Here is a 24,025-nt window from a genome sequence, read left to right on the forward strand (position 1 = left end):
TAAAAGCCGTTCCGCAGATCATGCCGCACGCGCCGCTGCCTTGGACCGATACAAAAGCGCGCGAATCAGCCGGGCCGGTTGCGCATCCAGTCGGCGGTATCGAAGAAAGAGGTGAGTAGGCGCTCGCGCAAAGGCTCGTCGAGGCCGATGTCCTGCATCGCCCACGCCATGCAGCGCAACCATTGATCGCGCTCGGCCGTTGCAATGGCGAACGGCATATGCCGCGCCCGCAAACGCGGATGGCCGAAGCGGCTGATGTAGTGATCCGGTCCGCCCATCCAGCCGCACAGGAACCAGAAGGTCTTGTCGCGGGAGTTGTCGAGTGTCGGCGGATGCAGCGCGCGCAAGCCCGCGAATTCAGGTTCGAGGTCCATCAGATCGTAAAAGCGATCGACCATCGCGCGCAGACGTTCCTCGCCGCCGATCAGTTCGAACGGCGTGGGCTTTTGGACTTCATCGTCGGAAGGTTGGGAATTGACTTCGCTCATTGCTTTTGGACAACAGAAAACTCAGGCGTCGCGCAGCGATTGCAAGGCCGGACGCGCCAGCACGCGCCGCAGACTCATCCAGCCGCCGAGCGCCGCGCAAGCAACGCCCGCGACGATGCCAACCGGCACGAGCCACGGGTTGAACTCGATATGAAACTCGAACACGCGCGATGCAAGCACGTAACCGATGCCCTGCGCACCGAGCGCCGCCATCAGGCCGGACAACGCGCCGACCGCGACAAACTCGGCGACCTGCACCGAACGAATCTGCCGATGCGATGCGCCCAAAGCCCGCAATAGCGCCGACTCGCGCATGCGTTCGTCGCGCGTGCCGGCAAGCGCCGCATAAAGCACCAGCACGCCGGCCGCGAGCGTGAAGATGAACAGGAACTGCACCGCGCCGATCACCTGGTCGAGCGTGCGCTGAATCTGCGCGAGGATCGGCGCGGTATCGATGGCGGTCACGTTCGGATAGGCGGCGACGAGGCCGTCGATGGTGCGCGCCTGTTCCGGCGGCAGATGAAAACTCGTGATGAACGTCGCGGGAAGGTCGGCCAGCGTCTCGGGCGGCATCAGCACGAAAAAGTTGACCTTGAACGAATTCCAGTCGACCTTGCGCACGCTCGTCACCGGTGCCTCGACCGGCATGCCGGCGACATCGAAACGCAGCGTGTCGCCCATCTTCACGCGAATAGTTTTCGCGATGCCCTCTTCTATCGACACCGCCGGCTGCGCGTTCTTGCCGAACCACGTGCCCTGCGTCACGCGGTTATCGCCCGGCAATTCGGTGGTGTAGGAGAGATTGAATTCGCGATCGACGAGCCGTTTTGCATCCGGCTTGTCGTAGCTGTCCGGATTCACCGCCTTGCCATTGATGGCGACGAGACGCGCGCGCACCATCGGCGAGAGCGCGGCATCGGGTTGGCCATGCCCATGCAGATACGCGAGCACGCCTTCGCGCTGATCCGGCTGGATGTCGATGAGAAACTCGTTGGGCGCATCCGGCGGCGTGGCGGCGCGCCAGCCCTTGATGAGGTCGTCGCGCGTCATCGCTATCAGCAACAAACACATGAGGCCGATGCCGAGCGCCGTGATCTGCAACGCGCTGGCGCCGCTGCGCCGTTCGAGCGACGCCAGCGCATAACGCCAGCCCACGCCCGCGCGGCTCTTTTCCCGCCGCACGAAGCGCGCCGCCGCCCACAACGCCGCGCGCGCGATCACGCCGAAGATCAGGAGGCCGGCCGCGAATCCGCCCGCGACGATGCCGCCGAGCTTCAACTCGCCCGCCGCGACGATGAGCAACGCCGCGAACAGCACGACGCCGACGCCGTAGGCCGCATAAGCGACGCGGTTTGCATCGCCGAGTTCACGGCGGATCACATGCACAGGCGGCACGCGCGTTAGTGGCAAAAGCGGCGGCAGGGCAAAGCCGAGCAGCAGCACGAGGCCCATCGCGATGCCTTGCAGCGCGGGCCAGACGGAGGGCTGCGGCAAATCGACATCGACGAGCGAGCCCAGCCAGTTCAGCAGCACGAGATGGCCGCCGAAACCGAGCACGACGCCAAGCGCGCTGCCGATCACGCCGATCGCCAGGAATTCGTTCAGAAACAACGCGCGCAGCGTGCGCTGACTGACGCCCAGGCAACGCATGGTGGCGCAGCCGTCGAGATGCCGCCGCGCAAAACGATGCGCGGCCATGGCGATGGCTACCGCCGCGAGCATCGCCGTCAGCAGCGAAACGAGCGTGAGAAAGTGGCTCGCGCGATCGATGGTCTGCCGCACTTGCGGCTGCCCGTCCGACAGCGATTCGAGTCCGACGCCGCGCAATTTGCCGCCGTCGGTCTTATCGCGGGCGAATTGCGCGAAGCGCTCGATCTGCGCATCCGGTCCCGCGACCAGCAAGCGGTAAGTCACGCGGCTGCCGTAGCCGAGCAATCCCGTGGCGGCGATTTCATCGGCGCGCATCATGAGGCGCGGCGAGAAGTTGACGAAGGAAAAGCCGCGATCCATCTCGCGCGTGATGATGCCCGCCACCTTGAACGTGCGCGTGCCGACCTTCACCGTGCCGCCGGGCTGCGTTTTCAGCGCATCGAGCAGGGACGCATCGACCCAGACGGTGCCGGGCGCGGGAATGCCGTTGACGGGCGCGTCGGGCTTGCCGGGCGCGGACGCGATACGCAGCGCGCCACGCAGCGGATAACCTTGCGTCACGCCCTTGATCGCCGCGAGCCGCGAGGCGGGCTGCGCCGCGGTCGAGCTGATCATGCTCGGGAAGATCGTGGTCCCGGCGGTTTCGAGGCCGAGCGACCTGGCTTGGTCGGTGAACATCGCATCGACGGGATGATCCGAGCGCACGACGAAGTCCGCCGCGATCATCTGACGGCCGTCGCGCACGAGCCCTTGACGCATGCGGTCGGAGAGAAAACCGACGCTCGACAGCGCCGCCACCGCCAGCACCAGCGCGAGCAGCAGCATGGTGAGCTCGCCCGCGCGCCAGTCGCGCGCGGTCATGCGCCACGCCTGACGCGCGGTCTGCAGAAAATCGAGCCGGACAGGAGGATGCGTGCGGTCGGCTTTGAGCGTGGCCTTGGAGGGAGTGGAGTCGTTGCGCGCCGCGGTGCTCAATCGTGCTTGCTCCGCAGGCTCGTGATCGACGTTTGCGGCGCGCCGCTGCCGGGCAGCATGTGCTTGGCCATGCGCGATATGCCGCCGTGCACGCCGCGCACGAGGCGCGGCAGCGCCCAACCGGCGATGACCAGGAACGCAATCAGCATGACGAGGAACAGCACCGGCACGAAGAGCGCGAGCGTGATGCCGAGCAGCACGCCGATGTCTTCCGTCGCGGATGCCGCCCAGTTCGACACCGGTTCGGGCGAGAGATTGATCAGCGCGCGCGTGCCCGCCTTGGCGAAATGCGAGGCGCCGGCAAGCGTTCCGCCCGCCAGCGCCGCGATGGTGAGCATGGCCGGATCGGCATGACCGAGCGTGCCGGCGGCAAGCACGGCGCCCGCCGGAATGCGGATGAACGTGTGAATGGCGTCCCACAGCGAATCGAGCGCGGGAATCTTGTCAGCGAGAAATTCGACGACGGCGAGCACCGCCGCCACGCCGATCACCCACGGCGAACCGAGCACCGCGAGCGAATCAGGGAGATGGATGAGACCGATGCGTTCAAACAGACCCGCGATGAAGACCGTGAGATACAGGCGCAACCCGCTCGCCCATGACAGGCCCGCAGCGAGCGAAAGTGACTCAAGCATTGCCGCCTCCTTGGTGCGCCAGCAACCCGGCCAACCGTGTGCGCCGGTCTGAACGTCGCTTCTTTCCGGCCCGGATGCCGGAAGAAGCCGCCCATATCAACGAGGATATCGAAAAAAGCCTCGTGACGCAGGCGGAAAGATAAAACGGTGCGGCTCGCCGAGTGATGTTATCTGCAATCGGAGATTGCTGAAAATCGGAAATGCCTTCAGACCATTATATCCATGCAAAAGGAAGCGGTGCAGCAATGCATCCGGCGAATGCCGCCCGAAGTGCGCTGCCGCTCGCACCGGCGACCATTGCGGCGGCGCCGGTGCAACAGCGCGTCATTGCCCGGACGAGAGCTTGAGTCCGATGAGCCCCGCGACGATCAGCGCCGCGCTGCCGATACGCGCCGCCGTCAACGCCTCGCCCAGAAACACGATGCCGAAAATAAACGCGCCGACCGCGCCGATTCCCGTCCAAACAGCGTAAGCGGTGCCGAGCGGCAACTGGCGCATGGCCATGGCAAGCAAGACGAAGCTGCCGATGGCCGTCACCAGCGTGAACACCGACGGCCAAAGCCGCGTAAAGCCTTCCGATGACTTGAGCCCGGCGGCCCATGCCACTTCGAGCAAACCGGCGATAAAAAGAAGAATCCAGGACATGAGGTGACTTCCTCGAAGGAACGGGGCCGTCCCCGGTAACAAGAAGCGCGCGCGGTCGTCCACGCGGCGAAAGCAGACCGTAATTATACCGATTTGGTGCAGCAAGGCTTTTCGCTCCTCGTGCCGAGCGATGTAAAACCGTGTATTAATGGAGCGCGCGCCACCAGTGTGCGACCGTGCACCCTTCGCCCCGCCCTTTACAGAAACACAAAAGGAGCGCTCATGGATGTCGATTCGGTCCTGCTTTCACGTTTCCAGTTCGCCTGGGTCGTCGCGTTCCACATACTGCTGCCCGCGTTCACGGTCGGCCTGTCGTGCTTCATCGCGACGCTCGAATTCAACTGGTGGATCACCAAGCGCGATGTCTACCGGCGCCTGTCCGCGTTCTGGCTGAAAATTTTCGCGGTGTCGTTCGGCATGGGCGTGGTGTCGGGCATCGTCATGCCGTTTCAGTTCGGCACCAACTGGAGCCGTTTCTCTGACGCCACCGCCAATGTCGTCGGCCCGCTGATGGGCTACGAAGTGCTGACGGCGTTCTTCCTCGAATCGGCGTTTCTCGGCGTACTCCTGTTCGGACGCAAGCTTGTGCCGCAATGGGCGCACGTCATGTCCGCGATTTTCGTCGCGGCGGGCACGGTCATCTCGTCGTTCTGGATTCTCGCCGTCAATAGCTGGATGCAGACGCCGCAAGGGCATCGCATGTTGCCGGACGGCCGCTTCGAAGTGGTGAGCTTCTTCGACGTGATCTTCACGCCGTCGTTTCCGTACCGGCTTGGGCATACGGTGAGCGCGTTCCTCGTCACGACGGGCTTCGTCATTCTCGGCGTCGGCGCCATGTATCTGCGGCAAAAACGCGCTGTCGAGGAAAGTCGCGTGATGCTCAAGATGTCGCTGATCTTTCTTATCATCATGGTGCCGATCCAGATGGTGATCGGCGATTCGCACGGTCTGAACACGCTCAAATATCAGCCCGCCAAGCTCGCGGCGATGGAAGGTCTGTGGGAAACCGGCTCGCGCGTGCCCGCGAATCTCTTCTCCATTCCCGACGAAAAGGAAGAGCGCAACCGCTTCGAGATTTCGATTCCCGTGCTCGGCAGCCTTTACCTCACGCACGATCCGAACGGAGTCGTGCGCGGGCTGAAGGACTTTCCGCGCGAAGACCGCCCGCCTGTCGCCGTGGTGTTTTTCGCCTTTCACATCATGGTCGGGATCGCGCTTCTGATGTTCGCGCTCGTGCTGTCGGGCATCGTGCTGTTCGCGCGCGGCAAGCTGGAGCAAAGCACGCGCTGGCTGCGTTGCGCGACGTTCGCCATGCCGCTCGGCTTCATCGCGGTGATCGCGGGCTGGACCACCACCGAAGCGGGCCGTCAGCCGTGGACCGTGTATGGCATCCTGCGCACGCGCGATTCCGTCACGCCCTCGCTCACCACCGCCGACGTCGGCCTGTCCTGGGCGCTCTACATGCTGGCTTATCTCGTGATCTTCGGCGCGGGCTTCGTGCTGTTGCGGCGGCTCGTGCGCATCGGCCCGACCGACGCGTCGCGTGACCATGAGAACGAATCGCTCGATACGAAGACGCGCGCGGCGCGGCCGCTGTCGGCCGTATCGGCGGTCACGGCAGGCGGCGACGGCGGCGCGCGCACGGCGAATCGCGACGACGTCGTCCCGCCGCATCGCCCATAACAAGTCAACAGGAGACCGCGATGCTCGATCTCGTGCCTTTGTGGGCCGCCATCCTCGCGCTGGCCGTGTTCATGTACGTGCTGCTCGACGGCTTCGATCTGGGCGTCGGCATGCTGTTCCTGCTGCGCCGCGATCCCGACGAACGCAACTTGATGATCCACTCCGTCGCGCCGGTGTGGGACTTCAACGAAACCTGGCTGATCCTCGGCGGCGGCGGCTTGTTCGCGGTGTTCCCGCTGGCCTTCGCGATCATCGTGCCGGCGGTCTACTTTCCGATTCTCTTCATGCTGCTCGGGCTGATCTTTCGCGGCGTCGCGTTCGAATTCCGCGAGGTCGAGGGCGCGCGCCGATGGCTGTGGGATGGCGCGTTCGGCTACGGCTCGCTCGTCGCGACCTTCGCGCAAGGCACGGTGCTCGGCATGTTCATCCAGGGCTTTCCGATCCACGGCCGGCAGTACGCCGGGACGAGCTGGAACTGGGTGGCGCCGTTTCCGCTGCTCGTCGGCGTCGGGCTGATCTTCGGCTATGCGTTGCAGGGCTCGACCTGGCTGGTGCTCAAGACCGAAGGCGAGTTGCAGGCGTGGGGTCGCAAGATGGCGCGTCATGCGCTGCTCGGCGTGATCGCGTTCATCTTGCTGATCAGCCTGTGGACACCGCTGAAAGATGCGCGCATCGCGGCGCGCTGGTTCGGCTTTCCGCAGAGCTTCGCGTTCACGCCCGTGCCGGTGTTGACCGCGCTCCTTGCGTGGACGTTGTGGTCGAGCTTGCAAAAAGGCCGCGAAGTGCTGCCCTTTCTGTGCTCCGTGGGCCTCTTCTTCCTCGCGTTCACCGGGCTCGTGATCAGCTTGTGGCCGTTCATTGCGCCGCCTTCGGTGACGCTGTGGGACGCATCGGCCGCACCGTTATCGCATCAGTTTCTGCTGATCGGCACGATGTTCTTGCTGCCTGTCATCATCATCTACGTGATCTGGTCTTACTGGGTGTTTCGCGGCAAGGTGCGCGGCGATCTCGGCTATCACACGCAATAGCCGCTTGGTCATGACTAAAGCTTCTGGCGCGTGGCGAGCGTGAGGATGCGCGTCCACTTGCGAGCATTGGCTGTATCGTTGATGGGCAGACGCCATTCGGGATGTTTCGAATCCGCGACGGTGAGGACGACCGCGTTGCCCTGCTCCTCGCGCGCGCCGCGCAGATCGGCAAAGATATAGCTGCCCGTCGCTTCGCCCACGCGCACTTCCAGGAGCCGCTTGCCCGCGGCGAGCCGCAAGCCGCCCCAGTCGCGTTTGAGTTCGTGAGTCCAGTCGCCGCCAGCCGAGCGCGGAATGTTCGCCGCGACTTCACGGCGCCGCGCGAGCCAGTAAGCGACGCCCGCCGCGATTGCCGCGGCCGCCACCACCGCCACGCCGACTGCGACAGCAAGCCCGAAGTGCGCGTGCAGCGCGTTGAACGACCAGACCGCGCCATAGATGAGCGCGACGAGAACCGCGAGTGCGACAACGATCGGCATCTGACTTCACACCTTGTTCTTTGAACGACGAATACGGAAATGACAAGCTCATTGCGCCTTGTGTTTTGCGTTCCAGTCACGCAAGGCCTGCAAGGTATTCGCGACATGCTGATCCGGCGAAAGGCTCGTGTATTCGTAGATCACCTTGCCGTCCGGCGCGATCACGTAGGACACGCGATTGGCCATCGAACTCTTCATGGGCAGCGAAGCGTCATAGGAGCGGATGATCTTCGAGTCTTCATCCGCCGCGACCGGGAACTTGCTGCGGCACTCGCTCACGGAAAACTTCTTGAGCGTGTCGATGTTGTCGTGCGACACGCCGATCACGGTGGCGCCCTGCGCCTTGTATTGATCGACCGCCTCGGCGAATTCGTGCGCTTCGATCGTGCAGCCCTTGGTGAACGCCGCCGGATAGAAGTACAGGACGACGGGGCCTTTCTTGAGCGCGTCGGCAAGCGAGTACTGATACACATCGCCGCCAAGCGATGCCTGGGCGACGAACGACGGCGCGGCGTCGCCCGGTTTGAGCGTGGCGCTCGCGGCAGTCGAATACACCACGGCCACGCAAGCCGCGGTTGCGGCGGCCAGGCCGGCGACGGTCGCCAGAATCTTTTTCTTCATATGCACTCCGCTTGAGGGCAGCAAAAATGTCGCGAGACGAGCGGCAAGCGCCTCAGCCTTGCGCCTCATCCTGATCCAGCCGGCTCTCGGTGAACCACGCCGCCGCTTCGACCTGCATTTGCGAGAGCGTGGCGGGCGTGAGTTCCGCGAGCGCGGGATCGGCCAGCCGGCTTGCATCGATCGCGGCGGCATCGCCCTGTTCGGCCGCTTTCGCGATGGCCAGCAGCGCACCGAGCGCGCCCTCGCCTTCGAGGATCGCCGAGCGGATCTCCGCCGTGAGGTGAAGCTTATCGACAATTTCTTCCGGCTGCATGCCGAGCACGACATGCACGAGCGAAAAGATGCCCGTCATGAAGGCGGCATCGGCAAAAGGCTCGTCATCCGGGCGCAGCACGCCGGCCGCGAGTTCCATGAAGCGCGCGCGCGTGCCGACGAGTTGGAGGAGCGGGTCCGAGCGCCACGGCAGACCGCTGCCGTCCGCGTAGAGCAGCAGTTGGGTCCAGCGCATCAACTGACGTGTGCCTGTCGACGCGATGGCCTCGCGCAACGACGACACGCGCCGTCCGCGCGCATGCGCGCTGGAATTGGCCAGACGCAGCAGTTGCACGACGATGTCCGGATTGCGCTTGAGTTCGGTCTCGAGCTCGCGCAAGGCCGGGTCGCCGCCAAGCACGGCGAGCAACCGCAGCAGCGCACCGCGCGCCGGACTCGCGCGCCTTGCCGAGAGCACTTGCGGCCGTGCGAAGAAATAGCCCTGAAAGAAGTCGAAACCCAGGCGCTTGGCTTCCTTGAAGTCGTCGAGCGTCTCGACCTTCTCGGCGACCAGCAACTTGCCGCGCGTCTTGAGCGTCGTGGCGAGCTTCGGCAAGTGCGCGCGGTCGGTGGACAGAAGATCGATCTTGACGATATCCACGGATGGCAGCGCGGCAAGGAGCGCGTCGTCCAGACGGATGACATCGTCGAGAGCCAGGCGAAAGCCTGCGTTACGCAACTGGCCGCAGCGCCGGAAGATGGACTCGTCGAACTCGATGCTCTCCAGCAATTCGAGCACGAAGCGCTCGGGCTGCATGATGTGGACGATGTCGTCGAAGAGCAATTCGCGGCTCATGTTGACGTAACCGGGATGATCGCCCAGCACGGCCGACACGCCGATCTCGCCGACCGTGCGCGCCACCACGTGCGCGGTGGCCTGCACGTCGTCCGCTATGCGGGCGCGATTGTCGGGGCTGTCGCGAAACAGCAATTCGTAGGCAGCCAGCGCGCCGTCGCCGTCGAGAATGGGTTGACGGCCGACATAGACACTGTGTTCGCGCCGGGAGGGCGCAGGCTTTAGCGGGGAATCGGCCATGACGGGAAGCTCGGAAGTGCCCAGCACGCTGCCTCGCAAACGAGGCGAGCCGGCAATCTATGGTGGGTCATGGGATTGAACAACTCAAGCGAATTTTCCGGTCGACGGTCAACGGTCTTGCAAGCGGACATCGCCGCCGGCACTGCAGGTGCCATCGAAGGTGCCATCGAAGGTGCGATTGAAGGTGGCATGATACGCAAGTTTTGTACGACAAATAACCTCGACGCGTCTGGCCATACAGCGCGGCACCGTCGCTCCAGCTAAAGAAACCGTCCCATGGGCCGATAACTCGCCTGATAGAACGTGTCGCGCGTGTGCCGGCACGTACCCGACGAGAGCGTCCGCAAGACGTTTTCGAGCGCCGCAGTGTCCCCTCGCCGTTGCTTATTCGGCCGCGGAACACCGGCGCCACGCACCACTCGACCACAACATGCAAGCGAATCGGATCACCGCCTCCCGCCGCGCACCGTGGCGCATCGTTCGCGATGCGCTCGGCCGCGCATGGCGAAGCGCCGTGGCGAGCCGCCGCGAAGCCGTGAGCGCCGCGCCCGGCGTCGCCGCCGTGCAAGCGCAGGCACAAGAGCCGGTACAGCCGGAAGCACAAGCGCAAGCACGCGCGCCCGCTTCTTCGAGCGCAGTCGCGGCGCACGGCTTCGACAAGGATCAGTCGGTGCTCATGCTGGCGCTCGGCGCGGTCGATTTCCTCGCGCAACTCGACGATGCCCTGCGCTTCCGGCAGGTGTCGGACGCGAGCATCGAGTTCATCGGGTATCACCGCGACTATCTGAGCATGCTGACGCTGCACGATCTCGTGCCGTCCGAGGAAGCCGACGAACTGCACGCGCTCATTGCTCGCGCGCGAGCGAGCGGCAAGCTCGAATCGGCGACGCTCAACGTGGTGAAGTCGTTGACCATTCCGATCTGCGTCGAGTTGCGGCTCATGTCCACCGCCGCGCTCGGCACGCCGGGCTTCGCGCTCGCCGCGTTCGATGTATCGCACTGGCGCGAGCGTGAGAATTCGCTGCAACACGCGCTGCATCACGATGCGCTCACCGGACTCGACAACGCCGCCGCGCTCGATACCGCCATGAGCGCGGCGCAAGCCGAAGCCGAACTCACGCGCACGCAGGCGGCGCTGCTCGTGCTCGATATCGACGATTATCAGCGGATCAACCGCGCGCTCGGTTACGACACCGGCGACGACATGCTGCGCGAGACGGCGCGGCGCATTCAGCACACCGTCGCGCCGGGCGAGCGCGTGGCGCGCATTGCGAGCGACGAGTTCGCCGTGCTGCTGCCCGCCGGCACCACGCTCGAAGCCGCCGAAAGCCACGGCAAGCGTCTGCTCAACGCGATTGCGCAGCCGTATCGGCATCGCGGGCAGCATACGCATTTGTCGGCGAGCGTGGGTATTGCGATGTACCCGGATCACGCCGCGCTCGCGGACAAGCCCGTCGAGCGCAACGGCAAGCACGGCGTTCAGGCGAGCCTGTTGCGCATGGCCGATCACGCGCTCGCGCAGGCGAAGGCCGCGGGCGGCAACACGCTCGTGTTCCACGCACCCGACGACGACCCCGCCGACGCCGAACGCCTCAAGCTGGAAGCCGAGCTATACGAAGCGGTGCGCAACGGCGAATTCTCGCTGTACTTCCAGCCGATCACGAAGATCCGCACGGGCGCGGTGGTCGGCGTGGAAGCGCTGATGCGCTGGAATCATCCGCTGCACGGGCTCGTGCCGCCGACGGTGTTCATTCCGCTCGCGGAGTCTATCGGTCTCATCAACTATCTGGGCAACTGGGTGTTGAAGGCGGCGTGCATGCAGCTCGCGCAGTGGGACGCCATCGGCATCCGGCTGGATTACGTGGCGATCAACGTGTCGCCGCAGCAGTTCCGGGACAAGCGTTTTGCCTCGGCGGTCAAGGAAGCGCTGGCGCTGACGGGCATCGACGCGCGCCGCATCGTGCTCGAAATCACCGAGAGCGTGCTGATGCGCGATCCCGAGGAAGCGACTTGCCTGCTCGAAGCGCTGACTTCGGTGGGCATTCGCTTCGCCGTCGACGACTTCGGCACCGGCTATTCGAGCCTCGCCTATCTGCAGCGGTTTCCCTTGTCGAAGCTCAAGATCGACCGGAGCTTTGTCGAGAACCTGATTACGTCGCGCAACAATCGTGCGATCGTGAGCGCCGTGGTTGGGCTCGCACAATCGCTCGGGCTGGAACTCGTCGCCGAGGGCGTCGAAACCGAGGAGCAGCGCGACCTGCTCGCCGAGATGGGCTGCGACCATATTCAAGGCTGGCTGATCAGCCGCGCGCTGCCGTCCGACGAGCTGGCGTCGTCGTTCCAGTCGCATTCGCTGGTGCTGCACGAGACATTATGAGAGAAGGCGTGTTCGTGTTCTAATCGAACGACACGTCATGAGAAAGAAGGCTGCGAGGGCCGATTGGAATCGATCCTCGCGCAACGAAGGGTTCTTATCACGGATGGCAGTCAAGGCCGAAATTATGGACAAGCTGTGGGCGCGCATGAGCGAGCGCGGGGATTTCCCCATGCTGTCTCAGGCGCTGCGCACGACCGTGTCCGCGATGAGCGATAACGACCTCGACTTCACGTCCCTCGTGCAAGTGGTGCTGTCGGACTTCGGCCTCACGCAGAAGGTGCTGCGTCTCGCCAATTCCGCGATGTACGTGGCCTTCGGCGGCAACATCACCACCGTCACGCGCGCGCTGATGGTGCTCGGCATGGACGCCGTCGGGCATCTCGTGGTCGGGCTCAAACTCGTCGATCACTTTCATCACAGCGCGCCACGCCGTATCGACGCCAAGCTGGAACTCAACCGCACCTTGCTCTCCGGCGCGGTCGCGCGGCAGATCACCGAGCGCACGGATCTGCGTTCGGCGGAAGAAGCCGTGGTCTGCACGCTGATGCGGCAGATCGGCAAGCTGCTCGTCGCGTTCTATCTCGAACACGAGTGGGATCAGTTGCGGCGCAAGGCGGCGGCGGACAACATCAGCGACAGTCACGCGTGCGCCGCGCTGCTCGGCGTGACCTTCGACGAAATCGGCATGGAAGCGGCCGACCGCTGGCGCCTGCCCGAGACGATCCGCGCCGGCATGCAGGCGAGCGACCCTGAAGCGCCGCCCGACGAAAACGTGCCGAAGCACGTGCGCTGGCTGCAGGCCGTCACCAACTATTCGACCGAAGTCGCCGACGCGCTCACCGCGCAGCATGTCGAAGCGAGCGGCCGCGAGTCCTTGCTCGTCGATATCGCCAATCGCTATAGCGACGCGCTCAGCACCGACGCCGCGACGCTCGCCTCGATGAGCCTCGCGCTTGCCAGCGAAGAAGGCAGCGACTCGGTCATGCGGGAGATCAGCGAACTGCAGGCCAATGCGGATGCCATCGCGCGGGCGGGAATATCCGCGGAAGCGCGCATAGGTGCGAGCCTCGAAGACTTGCGCTCGTTGCCATCGAAGAATGCACTCGCGCCCGTGCTTGCGCTTGCCTCCGAAGCCGTGCTCGCGGGGCTCGGCTTGTCGCGCGCGGTGGTATTCGTGCGCCAGGCCGACAACGAATTCCAAGCGCGGCTGGGACTTGGCGCCGGCGTCGAAGCGATGCTGCCCGAGCTGCACTTTTCCGCCGACTTCAAGCCCGACGTGTTCCATCTGGCGATCACGAACCCGGTGGGCATCTTTATCGAGAACGCGCACGATCCGCGTATCGACGCACGCTTGCCGCGCTGGTACAAGGAGACGCTCGGCGAGGCGCAGGCGTTCGTGCTGCTGCCGGTGAAGTCGGATGCATCGACGGTCGCGCTCGTCTACGGCGACTGGACGCATCCGCAACACGTGCGCAAGATCGCGCCATCGGAAATGAGCGCGCTGAACGAACTCACGCGCGAACTCAGCCGCTTCTTTTCCAGCGCGAACTGGAAAGAAGTCGAGCTGATCTGATTCCTCCTTCCTATTCGCGCTTCAGAATAGCCACGACCTGCTCGCCATATGGGACGAGATAGCCGCCGTTGGCGCGCTGCCAGGCGAGCGCGTCGGCTTCGTTGGCGAACCAGTTGCGCTCATAGTCGTTGAACGCGCCGGCATCGAGCCGGTATCGGTCGATGCGCGCGGCGGGTTCTGTGTCGATATCGTTCTTGCAGGCGTCCCAGCTTGAATAACCGAGTTCTTTGGCGAGCATGGCGAGCACGTGCTTGAGTTGCAGCGCGTCGCGCTTCGCGTGGAAATCGGTGAGACGCGAGGCGCGCGTGATGTCGGCGGATTGCAGCCGTCGCAACACGGGCAGCGCGGCGCTCGAATCGCCATCGCGCGCCTGACGCAAGAGCCGCCGCGCGTGTTCGCGCAGATAGTCGCTATTCGAAGCGGGAGGGGAAATTGGGCAGGATGTGGACCACATGACGTTGTTCCTTTGTTTGCGCCGTTCTCGCGTGCGGCTGAAAAGGTTCGACGTTGCGGTTCGTGACTTGGGCGCGTTGACTGCGCTTTGGACTGCAAGGCGTGGCAGGTGTGGATGACTTTCGCGAGAATGGGCGCCCTGCCGGCGCCCGAGTTCGCGGATTTTAGCTTGAGGTTGCGACTTTGAGCAAGCGCGAAGAGTACGCGTACTCAACGATTGCGCTTGCCGTGCAAACCAGGTCGAGGGGCTTCTTCACCGTCACCCGACGCCACGCGAATCAGGCAAGTTGGAACTTCCCGACCAGCGCATTCAACCCCTTCGCCTGATCGTCGAGCGATTGCGCCGCCGCGGCCGCCTCTTCCACCAGCGCCGCGTTCTGCTGCGTGCCCGCATCCATCTGCGCGACGGCGTGGCTGATCAGTTCGATGCCCGTCTTCTGTTCCGCCGATGCCGCCGAAATCTCGCCCATGATGTCGGTCACGCGCCGCACCGCGCGCACGACCTCTTCCATCGTCGCGCCCGCTTCCTGCGCGAACGACGAGCCGTCCGACACGCGCGCCACCGATGTATCGATCAGGCTCTTGATCTCCTTCGCCGCCGCCGACGAACGTTGTGCAAGACTGCGCACCTCGCCCGCCACGACCGCGAAACCGCGCCCTTCCTCGCCCGCGCGCGCCGCTTCGACCGCTGCGTTCAACGCCAGAATGTTGGTCTGAAACGCGATGCCCTCGATCACGCCGATGATGTCGCCAATACTTTTCGCGCTCGCATCGATGCGCTGCATGGTTTCGACCACGCGGCTCACTACCGCGCCGCCCTTCTCCGCGATCGCCGACGCGTTGTTGGCAAGCGTGCTCGCCTGCATCGCGTTATCGGCGTTCTGGCGCACGGTCGACGTGAGTTGCTCCATGCTCGAAGCGGTCTTCTCGAGCGCCACCGCCTGTTCCTCGGTGCGGCGCGACAAGTCGACATTGCCCGTCGAAATCTCGCTCGATGCCGACGCGATAGCCTGCGCGCTCACCGCGATCTCGCCGACCGTCGACGACAGGCCCGCCTGCATCTCCGACAAAGCCGCCAGCATGCTCGCGTCATCGCGACGCGCAAGCGCGATGCGATTGGCCAGATCGCCCGAGGCGATGCGCCGCGCGATATCCATCGCGTAAGCCGGCTCGCCGCCGAGTTGCTTCGCGAGCCGCCGCACGACCCATTCGCTCACGGCGATAGCCAGCCCGAGCAGCGCGAGCGTCAGCACGGAAACCATCACGAACGAGGAATGAAAGATGAACGCGGCGGCATCGATGGTCGCCTTTGCGGCCGCGCCGCGCCGCGCGACGAGTTCATCGACCATCTTTTCGAGCTTGCCGGTCTCGACCAGCAGCGAAATGTCCTGCGTGCCGACTTGCCAGTTCATCTGCGAAAGATCGAGCGGCTGCTCCTTCACGAGCTTCACGAAGCCGCGCACGTTGCCACTCCACGTGGCGAGCGCCGTGTCGAAACGCTTTTGCTGGGCGAGTGCGTCCTGGTCCGCGTGATCGACGTATTGCGCGAGTTGTCCCTGTTCCTTGCCGATGGCCGCGAGCGCCTCTTCGATCTGCGCGCCGAGATCGTCGCGCTCTTTGGCGGTCGTCGCGGTGAGCAGCATCTTTTGGGAACGGCTCGCGCGCAGCAGATAGCCACGCGTTTCTTCCGCCGCGCGGCTCGCGACGACGCCCTGCGTGTAAATGGATTCGGTCGCGCCGTTCAGACGGCTGATCTGCATCAGCGATATCGCGCCGATGGCAAGCGTTCCTGCAAGCACGAGTCCGAAGGCAAGACGCAGCGTCGCCTTGACGCTCAACCCTCGCCTGGCGGAATCGGCCGCGCGTGGATGGTTGCTGGCGACGTCCGGCAGGAAGGCCGCGTCGCTCGTTGCGCGTACGCCGCGTAGCGAGAACAGTTTCATGGTTGATCCCCGAAGTGTTTGCTGGACGGCCGCGTCTATCGCGCGGCACGTCTGTATCGCTGGTCTACGGCAAACATTTGGCTTTCTTTAATCCGATTGTGTACGGGCGTTCGTCTCTCGCGTGGCCGCCGAGATCAAGCCGACGATGTCCGATTCGCGACAAACCTTGGCAGGACAACGACTCGCGGACAGCCTACACTTGTCAGAAATTCAGCTTGCGCATAAATGTCGCAGGCGAATACAAGAATTGGGACAACCGTTTTTTCCACGCGTTTTACGCCATCCACCATGCAAACAAGTATCGATAAAGGCGCGTTTCCGCCTTCGGGCAGCGCGTCGGTCGCCAGTACCGCGACTGCGGGCGCGTCACCGGCCACCACGCCTGCCGTTCAGCGCACCGTGTATTCGGTGCTGGGCGCGGTCAGCTTCGCGCATCTGCTGAACGACATGATCCAGTCGCTGATCCTGGCGATCTATCCCATGTTCAAGAGCGAGTTCTCGCTCTCGTTCGGGCAGATCGGCCTGATTACGCTGACTTATCAGATCACCGCATCGCTTCTGCAGCCGCTCGTCGGGCTCTACACCGACAAGCATCCGAAGCCGTGGTCGTTGCCGGTCGGCATGGGTTTCACGCTGTCTGGTCTCTTGCTGATGTCGGTGGCGGGCAACTTCGGCACTTTGCTGATCGCGGCGGCGCTGGTTGGCTGCGGATCGTCGGTGTTTCATCCGGAATCGTCACGCGTTGCGCGCATGGCGTCGGGCGGCAGGCACGGCCTTGCGCAATCGCTCTTTCAGGTGGGCGGCAATGCGGGTTCGTCGCTCGGGCCGTTGCTTGCGGCGCTGATCGTGATTCCGCACGGACAACGCAGCATTGCGTGGTTTTCGGTCGCGGCGCTCGTTGCCATGTTCGTGCTGGCGAATATCGGCCGCTGGTACAAGCGTCATCCCGCGACGAAGAAGGGTCGCGGACAGGCTGCGCATCATTCCTTGCCGCGTCAAAAAGTCATGATGGCGATGAGCGTGCTCGTCCTGCTCGTGTTCTCGAAGTACTTTTACCTGGCGAGCATCACGAGTTACTTCACGTTTTATCTGATCAGCAAGTTCGGCGTGTCGGTGCAGAGCGCGCAAATTCACCTGTTCGTGTTTCTGGCGGCGGTGGCGGCGGGGACGATCATCGGCGGTCCGGTTGGCGACAAGGTCGGACGCAAGGCGGTGATCTGGGTATCGATTCTCGGTGTCGCGCCGTTTACGCTGCTCATGCCTTACGTGAATCTGTTCTGGACGGGCGTGTTGTCGGTGATCATCGGGCTCGTGCTGGCATCCGCGTTTTCGGCCATCCTGGTCTATGCACAAGAGTTGATTCCCGGAAAGGTCGGGATGGTGGCGGGCCTCTTCTTCGGCTTTGCGTTCGGCATGGGCGGCGTAGGCGCGGCAGTGCTCGGCCATCTCGCGGATGTGACGAGCATCGACTTCGTTTATAAGCTCTGCGCGTTCTTGCCGTTGATCGGCGTGCTGACGGTGATGTTGCCTAAGATGAGCGAGGAGCGGGTAAAGGCTTGAGGTTTAACAGGCCGTAATTCCCTTTAACGGGCGCGTCGATGCTTCGAGAGATCACGCGCCCGGTGTGCTTTAAGTGGCGATGCAGCTTGGTTCGTTCCGGTGAAGGTGCAAGCGCCCTTGCGTATTCAAAGCCCGCTGCTCGCGCTCACGATTCCAACGCCGCCTTCACCAACCCCAACGCACTCGGGTCCTCGATAGTCGGCAATTCCCCCGGATCGCGCCCTTCGGCCAGCGCCGCGATCGCTCGGCGCAAGAGCTTGCCCGAACGCGTCTTCGGCAGCATCGACACGAAAAGCACGCGCGCCGGACGCGCAATCGCGCCCAGTTGCGCATCCACCGCGTGACACAGCTCCGCCTCCAGCCCGGCGCGCGCACCGGGCGCATCGAGACGGCTTGCATCGCGCAGCACGACGAACGCAGCGGCGGCCTGGCCCTTCACGGCATCCGTCACGCCGACGACCGCGACTTCCGCCACCGCCGGATGCGCGGACAACGCCTCCTCGATCTCGCGCGTGCCCAGCCGATGCCCCGCCACGTTGATCACGTCATCGGTGCGGCCGAGAATCGACACGTAGCCGTCCTCGTCCTGCACGCCCCAGTCGAAAGTCGAATAGACCAACTGGTTCGGCACGCTAGTCCAATAGGTGTCGATGAACCGCTGATCGTCGCCCCACACGGTCTGCATGCAGCCCGGCGGCAACGGATAACCCAACACGACCACGCCCTTCTCGCCCGGCGCGCAAATCTCGCCGGTCGCCTCGTTGCGCAAGGTGAGGTTGAAGCCCATCGACGGCACGCCCGGCGAGCCGAGCTTCGAGGGCAACGCCTCGATGCCGCGTGGAATCGCGATCATCGGCCAGCCGGTTTCCGTCTGCCAGTAATTGTCGATGACGGGCTTTTTCAGCGCGCTCTGAATCCATTGCGCGGTCGGTTCGTCGAGCGGCTCGCCCGCCAGAAACAACGTGCGCAGGCTGGACAGATCGGCGTCTTGCATCAGCGCCGGGTCCTGCTTCTTGAGCACGCGGATCGCGGTGGGCGCGGTGAACATCAGGTTGATGCGATGCTGCTCCACGAGCCGCCACCAGATGCCGCCGTCCGGACGGACCGGGGTGCCTTCGTACATCACCGTGGTCAGGCCCGCGATCAGCGGCGCATAGATGATGTAGCTGTGCCCAACGACCCAGCCGATGTCGGACGCGGTGAACATGGTGTCGCCCGGCGCGCCCTGAAAGATATGCTCCATCGATGCCGCGAGCGCGACCGCATAACCGCCGACATCGCGCTGCACGCCCTTCGGCCTGCCGGTCGTGCCGGACGTGTACAGCACGTACGAAGGCTCGTTCGATTCGAGCCATTCGCACGGCACGTGAGCATCGAAAAATTTTTCGCGCAAGGGTTCGTAGGAGACGAGATAGCCCGCCTGCAGCCGCTCGGGCGCCAGTTGCCGGTCGATCAAAAGCACTTGCGGCACCTTGAATTCAGCGCGCGAAAGCGCCTCGTCGACGAGCGGCGTGTAGTCGATCACCTTGCCCGCGCGCGCGCCGGCATCGGCGGTGACGATGAGCGCGGGCTCCGCATCGTCGATGCGCGCCGCCAGATTAGGCGCCGCGAAGCCGCCGAACACCACCGAATGCACCGCGCCGAGACGCGCGCACGCGAGCATCGCGAAGAGCGCTTCGGGGATCATCGGCATATAGATGAGCACGCGGTCGCCCTTCTTCACGTGCAGCGAGCGCATGACGGCGGCCATGCGGTTCACTTCCGCGTGCAGTTCGGCGTAGGTATAACGGCGCTCGATGCCCGTTTCCGTCGATACATACACGAGCGCGTTTTGCTGCGCGCGCGAGGCGAGATGGCGATCGACCGCGTTATGACAGAGATTGGTCTTGCCGCCGACGAACCAGCGCGCGAACGGCGGGTTGCTCGCATCGAGCACCTGCGTGAAAGGCGTATGCCAATGGATGCGGCGCGCCTCATCGGCCCAGAACGCCTCGGGTTCCTCGATCGACCGGCGATACGCTTCTCGGTAAGTCGGCATGCGCGTCCTCTTTGAGCGAAGTGCGTGGCTGTGCTTGTCTCTGTGCGTCCGCCAACGCCGCATGCGCCCACGTCGGGCGGCCGCGTTGACATCTCTTCATCACGAAGACAGAGCATAGAGCAGCCCGCAAACCCTTGCTAGACAGGGCGCGCCCTGATCGGTGTCATCGATTCAGGCGCGCTTCGCCTTCTCCGAACGCTTCGTACGTTTCAGACCGCGCGACTCTTCGACACCGGCGTTGCCGCTTCGCCCGAATGCTTGAGCAACACGGGCGCGAGTTCGCTGGCCACGCGCATGCTCGATACCACGACCGTGCGCACGCCGCTGCCCTCGGTCGAATGACGCAGCGCTTCACGCGTGGTCGCGCGCGCCTCGATACGCGGCTCGATCACGACGATGCCCCGGCAATACGCCGCGAGTTGCACGCGCTGATTGCGCAGCCACGCGGTGCGCAGGCGAATGTCGTCGGCGGTTTCATCGGCGTCGTGCTCGGCGACGATCACGAAGGGCGTGTTGAGCGCAAGCAGGCGGCGCATCTGCGCGCACCATGCAAACGCGTAGCCCGGTTTGACGGCGCGTCGGCGCAGGCGCACGAGCGGAAAGCGGCTGGCGTCGAACATGCGGGCATCGAGACCGAGATCGGGAAGCGGGACGGACGATGAAAGCGACTCGCGCGTTGAATGGAGATTGGCGGCATTCACAGCGGTTTCGGACTCCAGTAATTCAGCGCGGCAACCAGGCTCGGCCAGCGCGACTGTCGCGGCACGGCCCGCTTTTTCGGTTTCGTGGCGCGCGGCAACCGGCGCGCGGCTTCTTTCGGTGCTTCCGATGCCTGGCTCCACGCGTGACGCGTGGTTTCGAGCACTTTTGCGGCGTTGGCCGCGACCGCGCATTCGTTGCGCGCCTCGTGAATTTCGCCTGCCTCGGATACGCCGCCCTTCTCGCGCGTCAAGCCGATGGCAGTGGGAATGGAATCGTTGGTCATGTATGTTCGGGCCTCGTTGGTCGGACGAAGGCGGCGTTTTCGCGCCGGCTTCGGCTCCGATGCAAAGCTACGGATAAGCGCTGACGGCAGCGCTGTGTCTCGGATCAGGCCGGGATGGTGATCGTCGAAGCAGCGGTTCGCGCTTCTTTGCGGCATGCCGATATCCGCGCTTGGGATGCATTGTATTGAGAATCATTCTCAATTACAAGCGGCAAATGGTCTGGCGGCAGAAGGGAAAACCCGAGAGTTGGAGCTAATGCACAGACCGAAGAAACCGCACCAGAATCCCCGACGAATACGCACCCGCGATCGCCACGAGAAACTCCGCGAACGATTCAGGCGCGGCGGCATCGGCGGTATCCGAGATGGTGCGCACGACGGCGCACGGCACCGCGTGTTCGAAACAAACCTGCGCGAGCGCCGCGCTTTCCATTTCGACCGCGAGCGCATCGGGCAAAGCGTCGCGCAGCGCCAGCACGCCTTCGTTGCTCGCGACGAAGCGATCGCCACTCACGATCAACCCGCGATGCACACGTGGCGCATGCACCGCGAAGCGCTCGGCAAGCGCGCGGCCCTCATCGACGATGAAACTCGCGGCGGCCAGCGCGAGCGCATCGGAAAAGCTGGGATCGGCGGCGAAATGAGAGCGGGCCAGAAGCGGCACTTCATAGCGCGGAAAAAGCGGCGAGGCATCGAGATCGTGCTGCAGGAGCGTGTCGCCGATGACGATGTCGCCCACCCGGACATTTGCATGCACGCCGCCCGCGACGCCCGTGAAAACGATCGCATCGACCTTGAACACGTGAATGAGCGCGCTCGCCGTCGCCGCCGCCGCGACCTTGCCGATGCGCGCGAGCGTCGCCACCACGCGCACGCCATGCGCGTGGCCGACGTGATAGTCGCGCTGACCGAGCGTCACCGTCTCGACTTCGCCCGCCGCATGCATTTGCGCGACGAGATCGCCCAGTTCCTGCGGCAGCGCCGCCATGATGCCGAGCATCGTCATTCGACCGCTTGCAGTTTCGCCACCGCGAGCGCGAGCCATTTCTCGCCGTGCCGCTTGAAGCGAACCTGCGCGCGCGCATCGCCGCCGGAGCCTTCGAGCCCGATCACCGTGCCCTCGCCGAACTTCGTGTGGAACACCGCTTGTCCAACCTTGAAGCCGCTTTCCGCCGCGCGCTGCTCGTTGGCGAACGACGGCAACGCCGGTGCGGACGCGGCGGAACCGCCGTAAGCCGAACTGCCGCGCTCCTGGCCTGGGCGCGCGAACCAGTCGCGGCCCCAGCCGGCGTTATCCGCGCGCCCGCCCCAACGCGCGCCCGGCTCGATCTTCGGCGTGAGCCACTTGAGCGAGCCTTCGGGCAATTCGTCGAAAAAGCGCGAGCGAATGTTGTAGCGCGTCTGTCCATGCAGCATCCGGCTCTGCGCGAACGACAGATAAAGCCGCTCTTTCGCCCGCGTGATCGCCACATAAGCGAGCCGCCGCTCTTCTTCGAGGCCGTCGGTTTCCTGCGCGCTGTTCTCGTGCGGAAAGAGCCCTTCTTCCAGTCCGGTGATGAACACCGCCGTGAATTCCAGCCCTTTCGCCGCGTGAACGGTCATGAGTTGCACGGCATCCTGGCCGGCCTGCGCCTGGTTGTCGCCCGCTTCGAGCGATGCATGCGAGAGAAACCCCGCAAGCGGCGTCATGGTGTCGGGGTTCTGCGCGGGATCGGCAATGCCGGGCGCGTCCAGCACTTCGATCTCGCCGTCCTCGCTCACGATTTCCGGTGCCGCCGTCGCGCCAGGGCGCAGCGGCACGGACCGCGCGGGGGTATCGAGCCCGTAGCCTTCCTCGCTCACGAACGCCGCCGCCGCGTTGACCACTTCCTGCAAGTTCTCCAGACGGTCCTGGCCTTCGCGCTCGGTCTCGTAGAACGCGGCGAGACCGCTCGCGCGCACGACGTATTCGACCGTTTCCGGCAGACTCATCTGCTGCGTTTCGGCGCGCATCTTCGCGACGAGCGTGGCGAAAGCGCCGAGGCTCGAACCTGCCTTTCCCGTGACGTAGGGCACGGCGGCGGCCATCGAACAGTTGTAGAGACGCGCGGCGTCGGCGAGTTGCTCGATGGAGCGCGCACCGATGCCGCGCGTCGGGAAATTGACCACGCGCGCAAACGCCGTGTCGTCATTCGGGTTGTCGATCAGACGCAGATACGCGAGCGCATGCTTCACTTCCTGACGCTCGAAGAAGCGCAAGCCGCCATACACGCGATACGCAATGCCCGCGTTCACGAGCGTGTGCTCGATGGTCCGCGACTGCGCATTGCTCCGGTACAGCACCGCGATCTCCCCGCGCGCGAGCCCCGTATTGATGAGCGCCTTGATCTCCTCGACGATCCAGCCCGCTTCCTGCGAATCCGTCGCGGCTTCGTAGACGCGCACCGGTTCGCCGTGCCCCGCATCCGTGCGCAGGTTCTTGCCGAGCCGCCGCGAGTTGTTGGCGATCAGGAAGTTCGCGGTATCGAGAATATGGCCGTGCGAGCGATAGTTCTGCTCCAGCTTGATGAGATTGCGCACGCGGAACTCGCGCTCGAAGTCGTGCATGTTGCCGACGTTCGCGCCGCGAAACGCGTAGATGGACTGGTCGTCGTCACCGACCGCGAAGATGGCGTTGCTCTCGCCCGCGAGCTGCTTGAGCCACGCGTACTGCAGCTTGTTGGTGTCCTGAAACTCGTCGACGAGGATATTGCGAAAGCGTGCCTGATAATGCGCGCGCAGCGGCGCATTGAACGCGAGCAGTTCGTGGCAGCGCAACAGCAGTTCGGGGAAATCCACGACGCCTTCGCGCTGGCATTGCTGATCGTAGGCTTCGTACAGTTCGACGAACTTGCGGTTGAAGGCGTCCGTGGCGTCCACGTCTTTGGGACGCAAGCCCTGCTCTTTCGCGTTGTTGATGAAGTACTGAAGGTTCTTCGCCGGATATTTTTCGTCGTCGACATTGAGCCCTTTCATCAGCCGCTTGATGGCGGAGAGCTGATCGGCGGTGTCGAGAATTTGGAAAGTCTGCGGCAGCCCCGCGTCGCGATAATGCGCGCGCAGCATGCGGTTGCACAGGCCGTGGAAGGTGCCGATCCACATGCCGCGCGTGTCGATGGGCAAGAGCGCCGAGAGCCGCGACATCATTTCGCGCGCGGCCTTGTTCGTGAAGGTCACGGCGAGAATGGTCGGCGGCGACGCGTAGCCCTGCTGGATCAGCCACGCAATTCGCGTGATGAGCACGCGCGTCTTGCCGCTGCCCGCGCCGGCGAGAATCAGCGCGGGCTCGTTGGGCAGCGTCACGGCGGCGAGTTGTTCGGGGTTGAGGTTCGCGAGCAGGTCGGGCATGGGAGCAGGTGGACGGCGAAAAGCGGGCCAAAGTCTCTGGCGGCGGGCCGACCATTATAAGACCGCGCCGATGGCGTCGCCGGCGCCTGGCATCCGCGCCTGGCCGCAAGCCACCCCGAATTCGTCCGATTGACTCGCTCGAACCTTATAATCAGGGATTACCCCGCACTTTTCACGC

At 64.3% G+C, this 24,025-nt stretch carries 20 protein-coding genes; 6 read left to right on the top strand and 14 right to left on the bottom strand.

The features are described from left to right. Window positions 1-65: 65 nt before the first annotated feature. The 3 genes from NCR98_RS09035 to NCR98_RS09045 form a co-directional block, all read right to left on the bottom strand. Window positions 66-488: a group II truncated hemoglobin gene (locus NCR98_RS09035; protein ID WP_244825648.1), complete on the bottom strand. Its 423-nt coding sequence runs from the start codon at window positions 486-488 to the stop codon at window positions 66-68. 21 nt (window positions 489-509) lie between these two features. After that, complete coding sequence (locus NCR98_RS09040) at window positions 510-2,999, bottom strand: ABC transporter permease (RefSeq protein WP_250526099.1); 2,490 nt, start codon at window positions 2,997-2,999, stop codon at window positions 510-512. Window positions 3,000-3,109: 110 nt separating this feature from the next. Continuing rightward, window positions 3,110-3,748, bottom strand: coding sequence for a DUF4126 domain-containing protein (locus NCR98_RS09045; protein ID WP_244825650.1), 639 nt, complete (start codon window positions 3,746-3,748; stop codon window positions 3,110-3,112). On the opposite strand from NCR98_RS09045, the gene NCR98_RS09050 reads away from it, so the two are divergent. After that, entirely contained in the window at window positions 3,736-3,891 is a 156-nt protein-coding gene (locus NCR98_RS09050; protein WP_250526009.1) for a hypothetical protein, read from the top strand. The two genes, NCR98_RS09045 and NCR98_RS09050, sit on opposite strands and share 13 nt — an antisense overlap. A gap of 181 nt (window positions 3,892-4,072) precedes the next feature. Here the strand turns inward: NCR98_RS09050 and sugE are convergent, their stop codons facing one another. Further along, a complete protein-coding gene (gene sugE, locus NCR98_RS09055; RefSeq protein WP_250526010.1) occupies window positions 4,073-4,393 on the bottom strand; it encodes a quaternary ammonium compound efflux SMR transporter SugE in 321 nt (106 codons plus the stop codon). Between the two features lie 222 nt (window positions 4,394-4,615). On the opposite strand from sugE, the gene NCR98_RS09060 reads away from it, so the two are divergent. Beyond that, window positions 4,616-6,076 (top strand): cytochrome ubiquinol oxidase subunit I, encoded by a 1,461-nt coding sequence (locus tag NCR98_RS09060; RefSeq protein WP_250465204.1) that lies wholly within the window; start codon window positions 4,616-4,618, stop codon window positions 6,074-6,076. Between the two features lie 20 nt (window positions 6,077-6,096). After that, entirely contained in the window at window positions 6,097-7,104 is a 1,008-nt protein-coding gene (gene cydB / locus NCR98_RS09065) for a cytochrome d ubiquinol oxidase subunit II (RefSeq protein ID WP_250465205.1), read from the top strand. A 14-nt stretch (window positions 7,105-7,118) separates the two neighbouring features. Here cydB and NCR98_RS09070 read toward each other — a convergent pair whose 3' ends face one another. Genes NCR98_RS09070 through NCR98_RS09080 form a run of 3 tightly spaced genes read right to left on the bottom strand, consistent with a single transcriptional unit; the run spans window position 7,119 to window position 9,552 of the window. Beyond that, window positions 7,119-7,583, bottom strand: coding sequence for a hypothetical protein (locus NCR98_RS09070; RefSeq protein WP_250509253.1), 465 nt, complete (start codon window positions 7,581-7,583; stop codon window positions 7,119-7,121). Window positions 7,584-7,631: 48 nt separating this feature from the next. Beyond that, on the bottom strand, window positions 7,632-8,204 hold the full coding sequence (locus tag NCR98_RS09075; RefSeq protein WP_250465207.1) for a peroxiredoxin: 573 nt from the start codon (window positions 8,202-8,204) through the stop codon (window positions 7,632-7,634). Between the two features lie 52 nt (window positions 8,205-8,256). Continuing rightward, entirely contained in the window at window positions 8,257-9,552 is a 1,296-nt protein-coding gene (locus tag NCR98_RS09080; RefSeq protein ID WP_244825657.1) for an EAL and HDOD domain-containing protein, read from the bottom strand. Window positions 9,553-9,982: 430 nt separating this feature from the next. Here NCR98_RS09080 and NCR98_RS09085 point away from each other — a divergent pair, with 430 nt between their 5' ends. Next, on the top strand, window positions 9,983-11,929 hold the full coding sequence (locus NCR98_RS09085) for a putative bifunctional diguanylate cyclase/phosphodiesterase (protein ID WP_284503803.1): 1,947 nt from the start codon (window positions 9,983-9,985) through the stop codon (window positions 11,927-11,929). 103 nt (window positions 11,930-12,032) lie between these two features. After that, complete coding sequence (locus NCR98_RS09090) at window positions 12,033-13,502, top strand: HDOD domain-containing protein (RefSeq protein WP_250526011.1); 1,470 nt, start codon at window positions 12,033-12,035, stop codon at window positions 13,500-13,502. A gap of 10 nt (window positions 13,503-13,512) precedes the next feature. Here NCR98_RS09090 and NCR98_RS09095 read toward each other — a convergent pair whose 3' ends face one another. Then, complete coding sequence (locus tag NCR98_RS09095; protein ID WP_250526012.1) at window positions 13,513-13,956, bottom strand: hypothetical protein; 444 nt, start codon at window positions 13,954-13,956, stop codon at window positions 13,513-13,515. Between the two features lie 277 nt (window positions 13,957-14,233). Beyond that, window positions 14,234-15,898 (bottom strand): methyl-accepting chemotaxis protein, encoded by a 1,665-nt coding sequence (locus NCR98_RS09100; RefSeq protein WP_250526013.1) that lies wholly within the window; start codon window positions 15,896-15,898, stop codon window positions 14,234-14,236. A gap of 288 nt (window positions 15,899-16,186) precedes the next feature. On the opposite strand from NCR98_RS09100, the gene NCR98_RS09105 reads away from it, so the two are divergent. Further along, window positions 16,187-17,458 carry an MFS transporter gene (locus NCR98_RS09105; RefSeq protein WP_250492589.1) on the top strand — a complete coding sequence of 424 codons (1,272 nt, stop codon included), beginning with the start codon at window positions 16,187-16,189 and terminating at the stop codon, window positions 17,456-17,458. 145 nt (window positions 17,459-17,603) lie between these two features. On the opposite strand, the gene NCR98_RS09110 is transcribed toward NCR98_RS09105, so the two are convergent. The 5 genes from NCR98_RS09110 to NCR98_RS09130 all read right to left on the bottom strand — a co-directional run bounded on the left by NCR98_RS09110 (window position 17,604) and on the right by NCR98_RS09130 (window position 23,847). After that, entirely contained in the window at window positions 17,604-19,559 is a 1,956-nt protein-coding gene (locus tag NCR98_RS09110; RefSeq protein WP_284503804.1) for a propionate--CoA ligase, read from the bottom strand. Between the two features lie 146 nt (window positions 19,560-19,705). Next, window positions 19,706-20,197, bottom strand: a complete 492-nt coding sequence (locus NCR98_RS09115; RefSeq protein WP_250526015.1) for a hypothetical protein — start codon at window positions 20,195-20,197, stop codon at window positions 19,706-19,708. Next, a complete protein-coding gene (locus NCR98_RS09120) occupies window positions 20,194-20,481 on the bottom strand; it encodes a hypothetical protein (protein ID WP_250526016.1) in 288 nt (95 codons plus the stop codon). The genes NCR98_RS09115 and NCR98_RS09120 overlap by 4 nt, the downstream gene beginning before the upstream one ends. 253 nt (window positions 20,482-20,734) lie before the next feature. After that, window positions 20,735-21,487 carry a 5'-methylthioadenosine/adenosylhomocysteine nucleosidase gene (locus NCR98_RS09125; protein ID WP_250526017.1) on the bottom strand — a complete coding sequence of 251 codons (753 nt, stop codon included), beginning with the start codon at window positions 21,485-21,487 and terminating at the stop codon, window positions 20,735-20,737. Beyond that, window positions 21,484-23,847: a UvrD-helicase domain-containing protein gene (locus tag NCR98_RS09130; RefSeq protein WP_250465215.1), complete on the bottom strand. Its 2,364-nt coding sequence runs from the start codon at window positions 23,845-23,847 to the stop codon at window positions 21,484-21,486. The genes NCR98_RS09125 and NCR98_RS09130 overlap by 4 nt, the downstream gene beginning before the upstream one ends. Between the last annotated feature and the right edge of the window lie 178 nt (window positions 23,848-24,025).

It is taken from the genome of Caballeronia sp. GAWG2-1, from assembly GCF_023631405.1.
GTDB lineage: Bacteria > Pseudomonadota > Gammaproteobacteria > Burkholderiales > Burkholderiaceae > Caballeronia.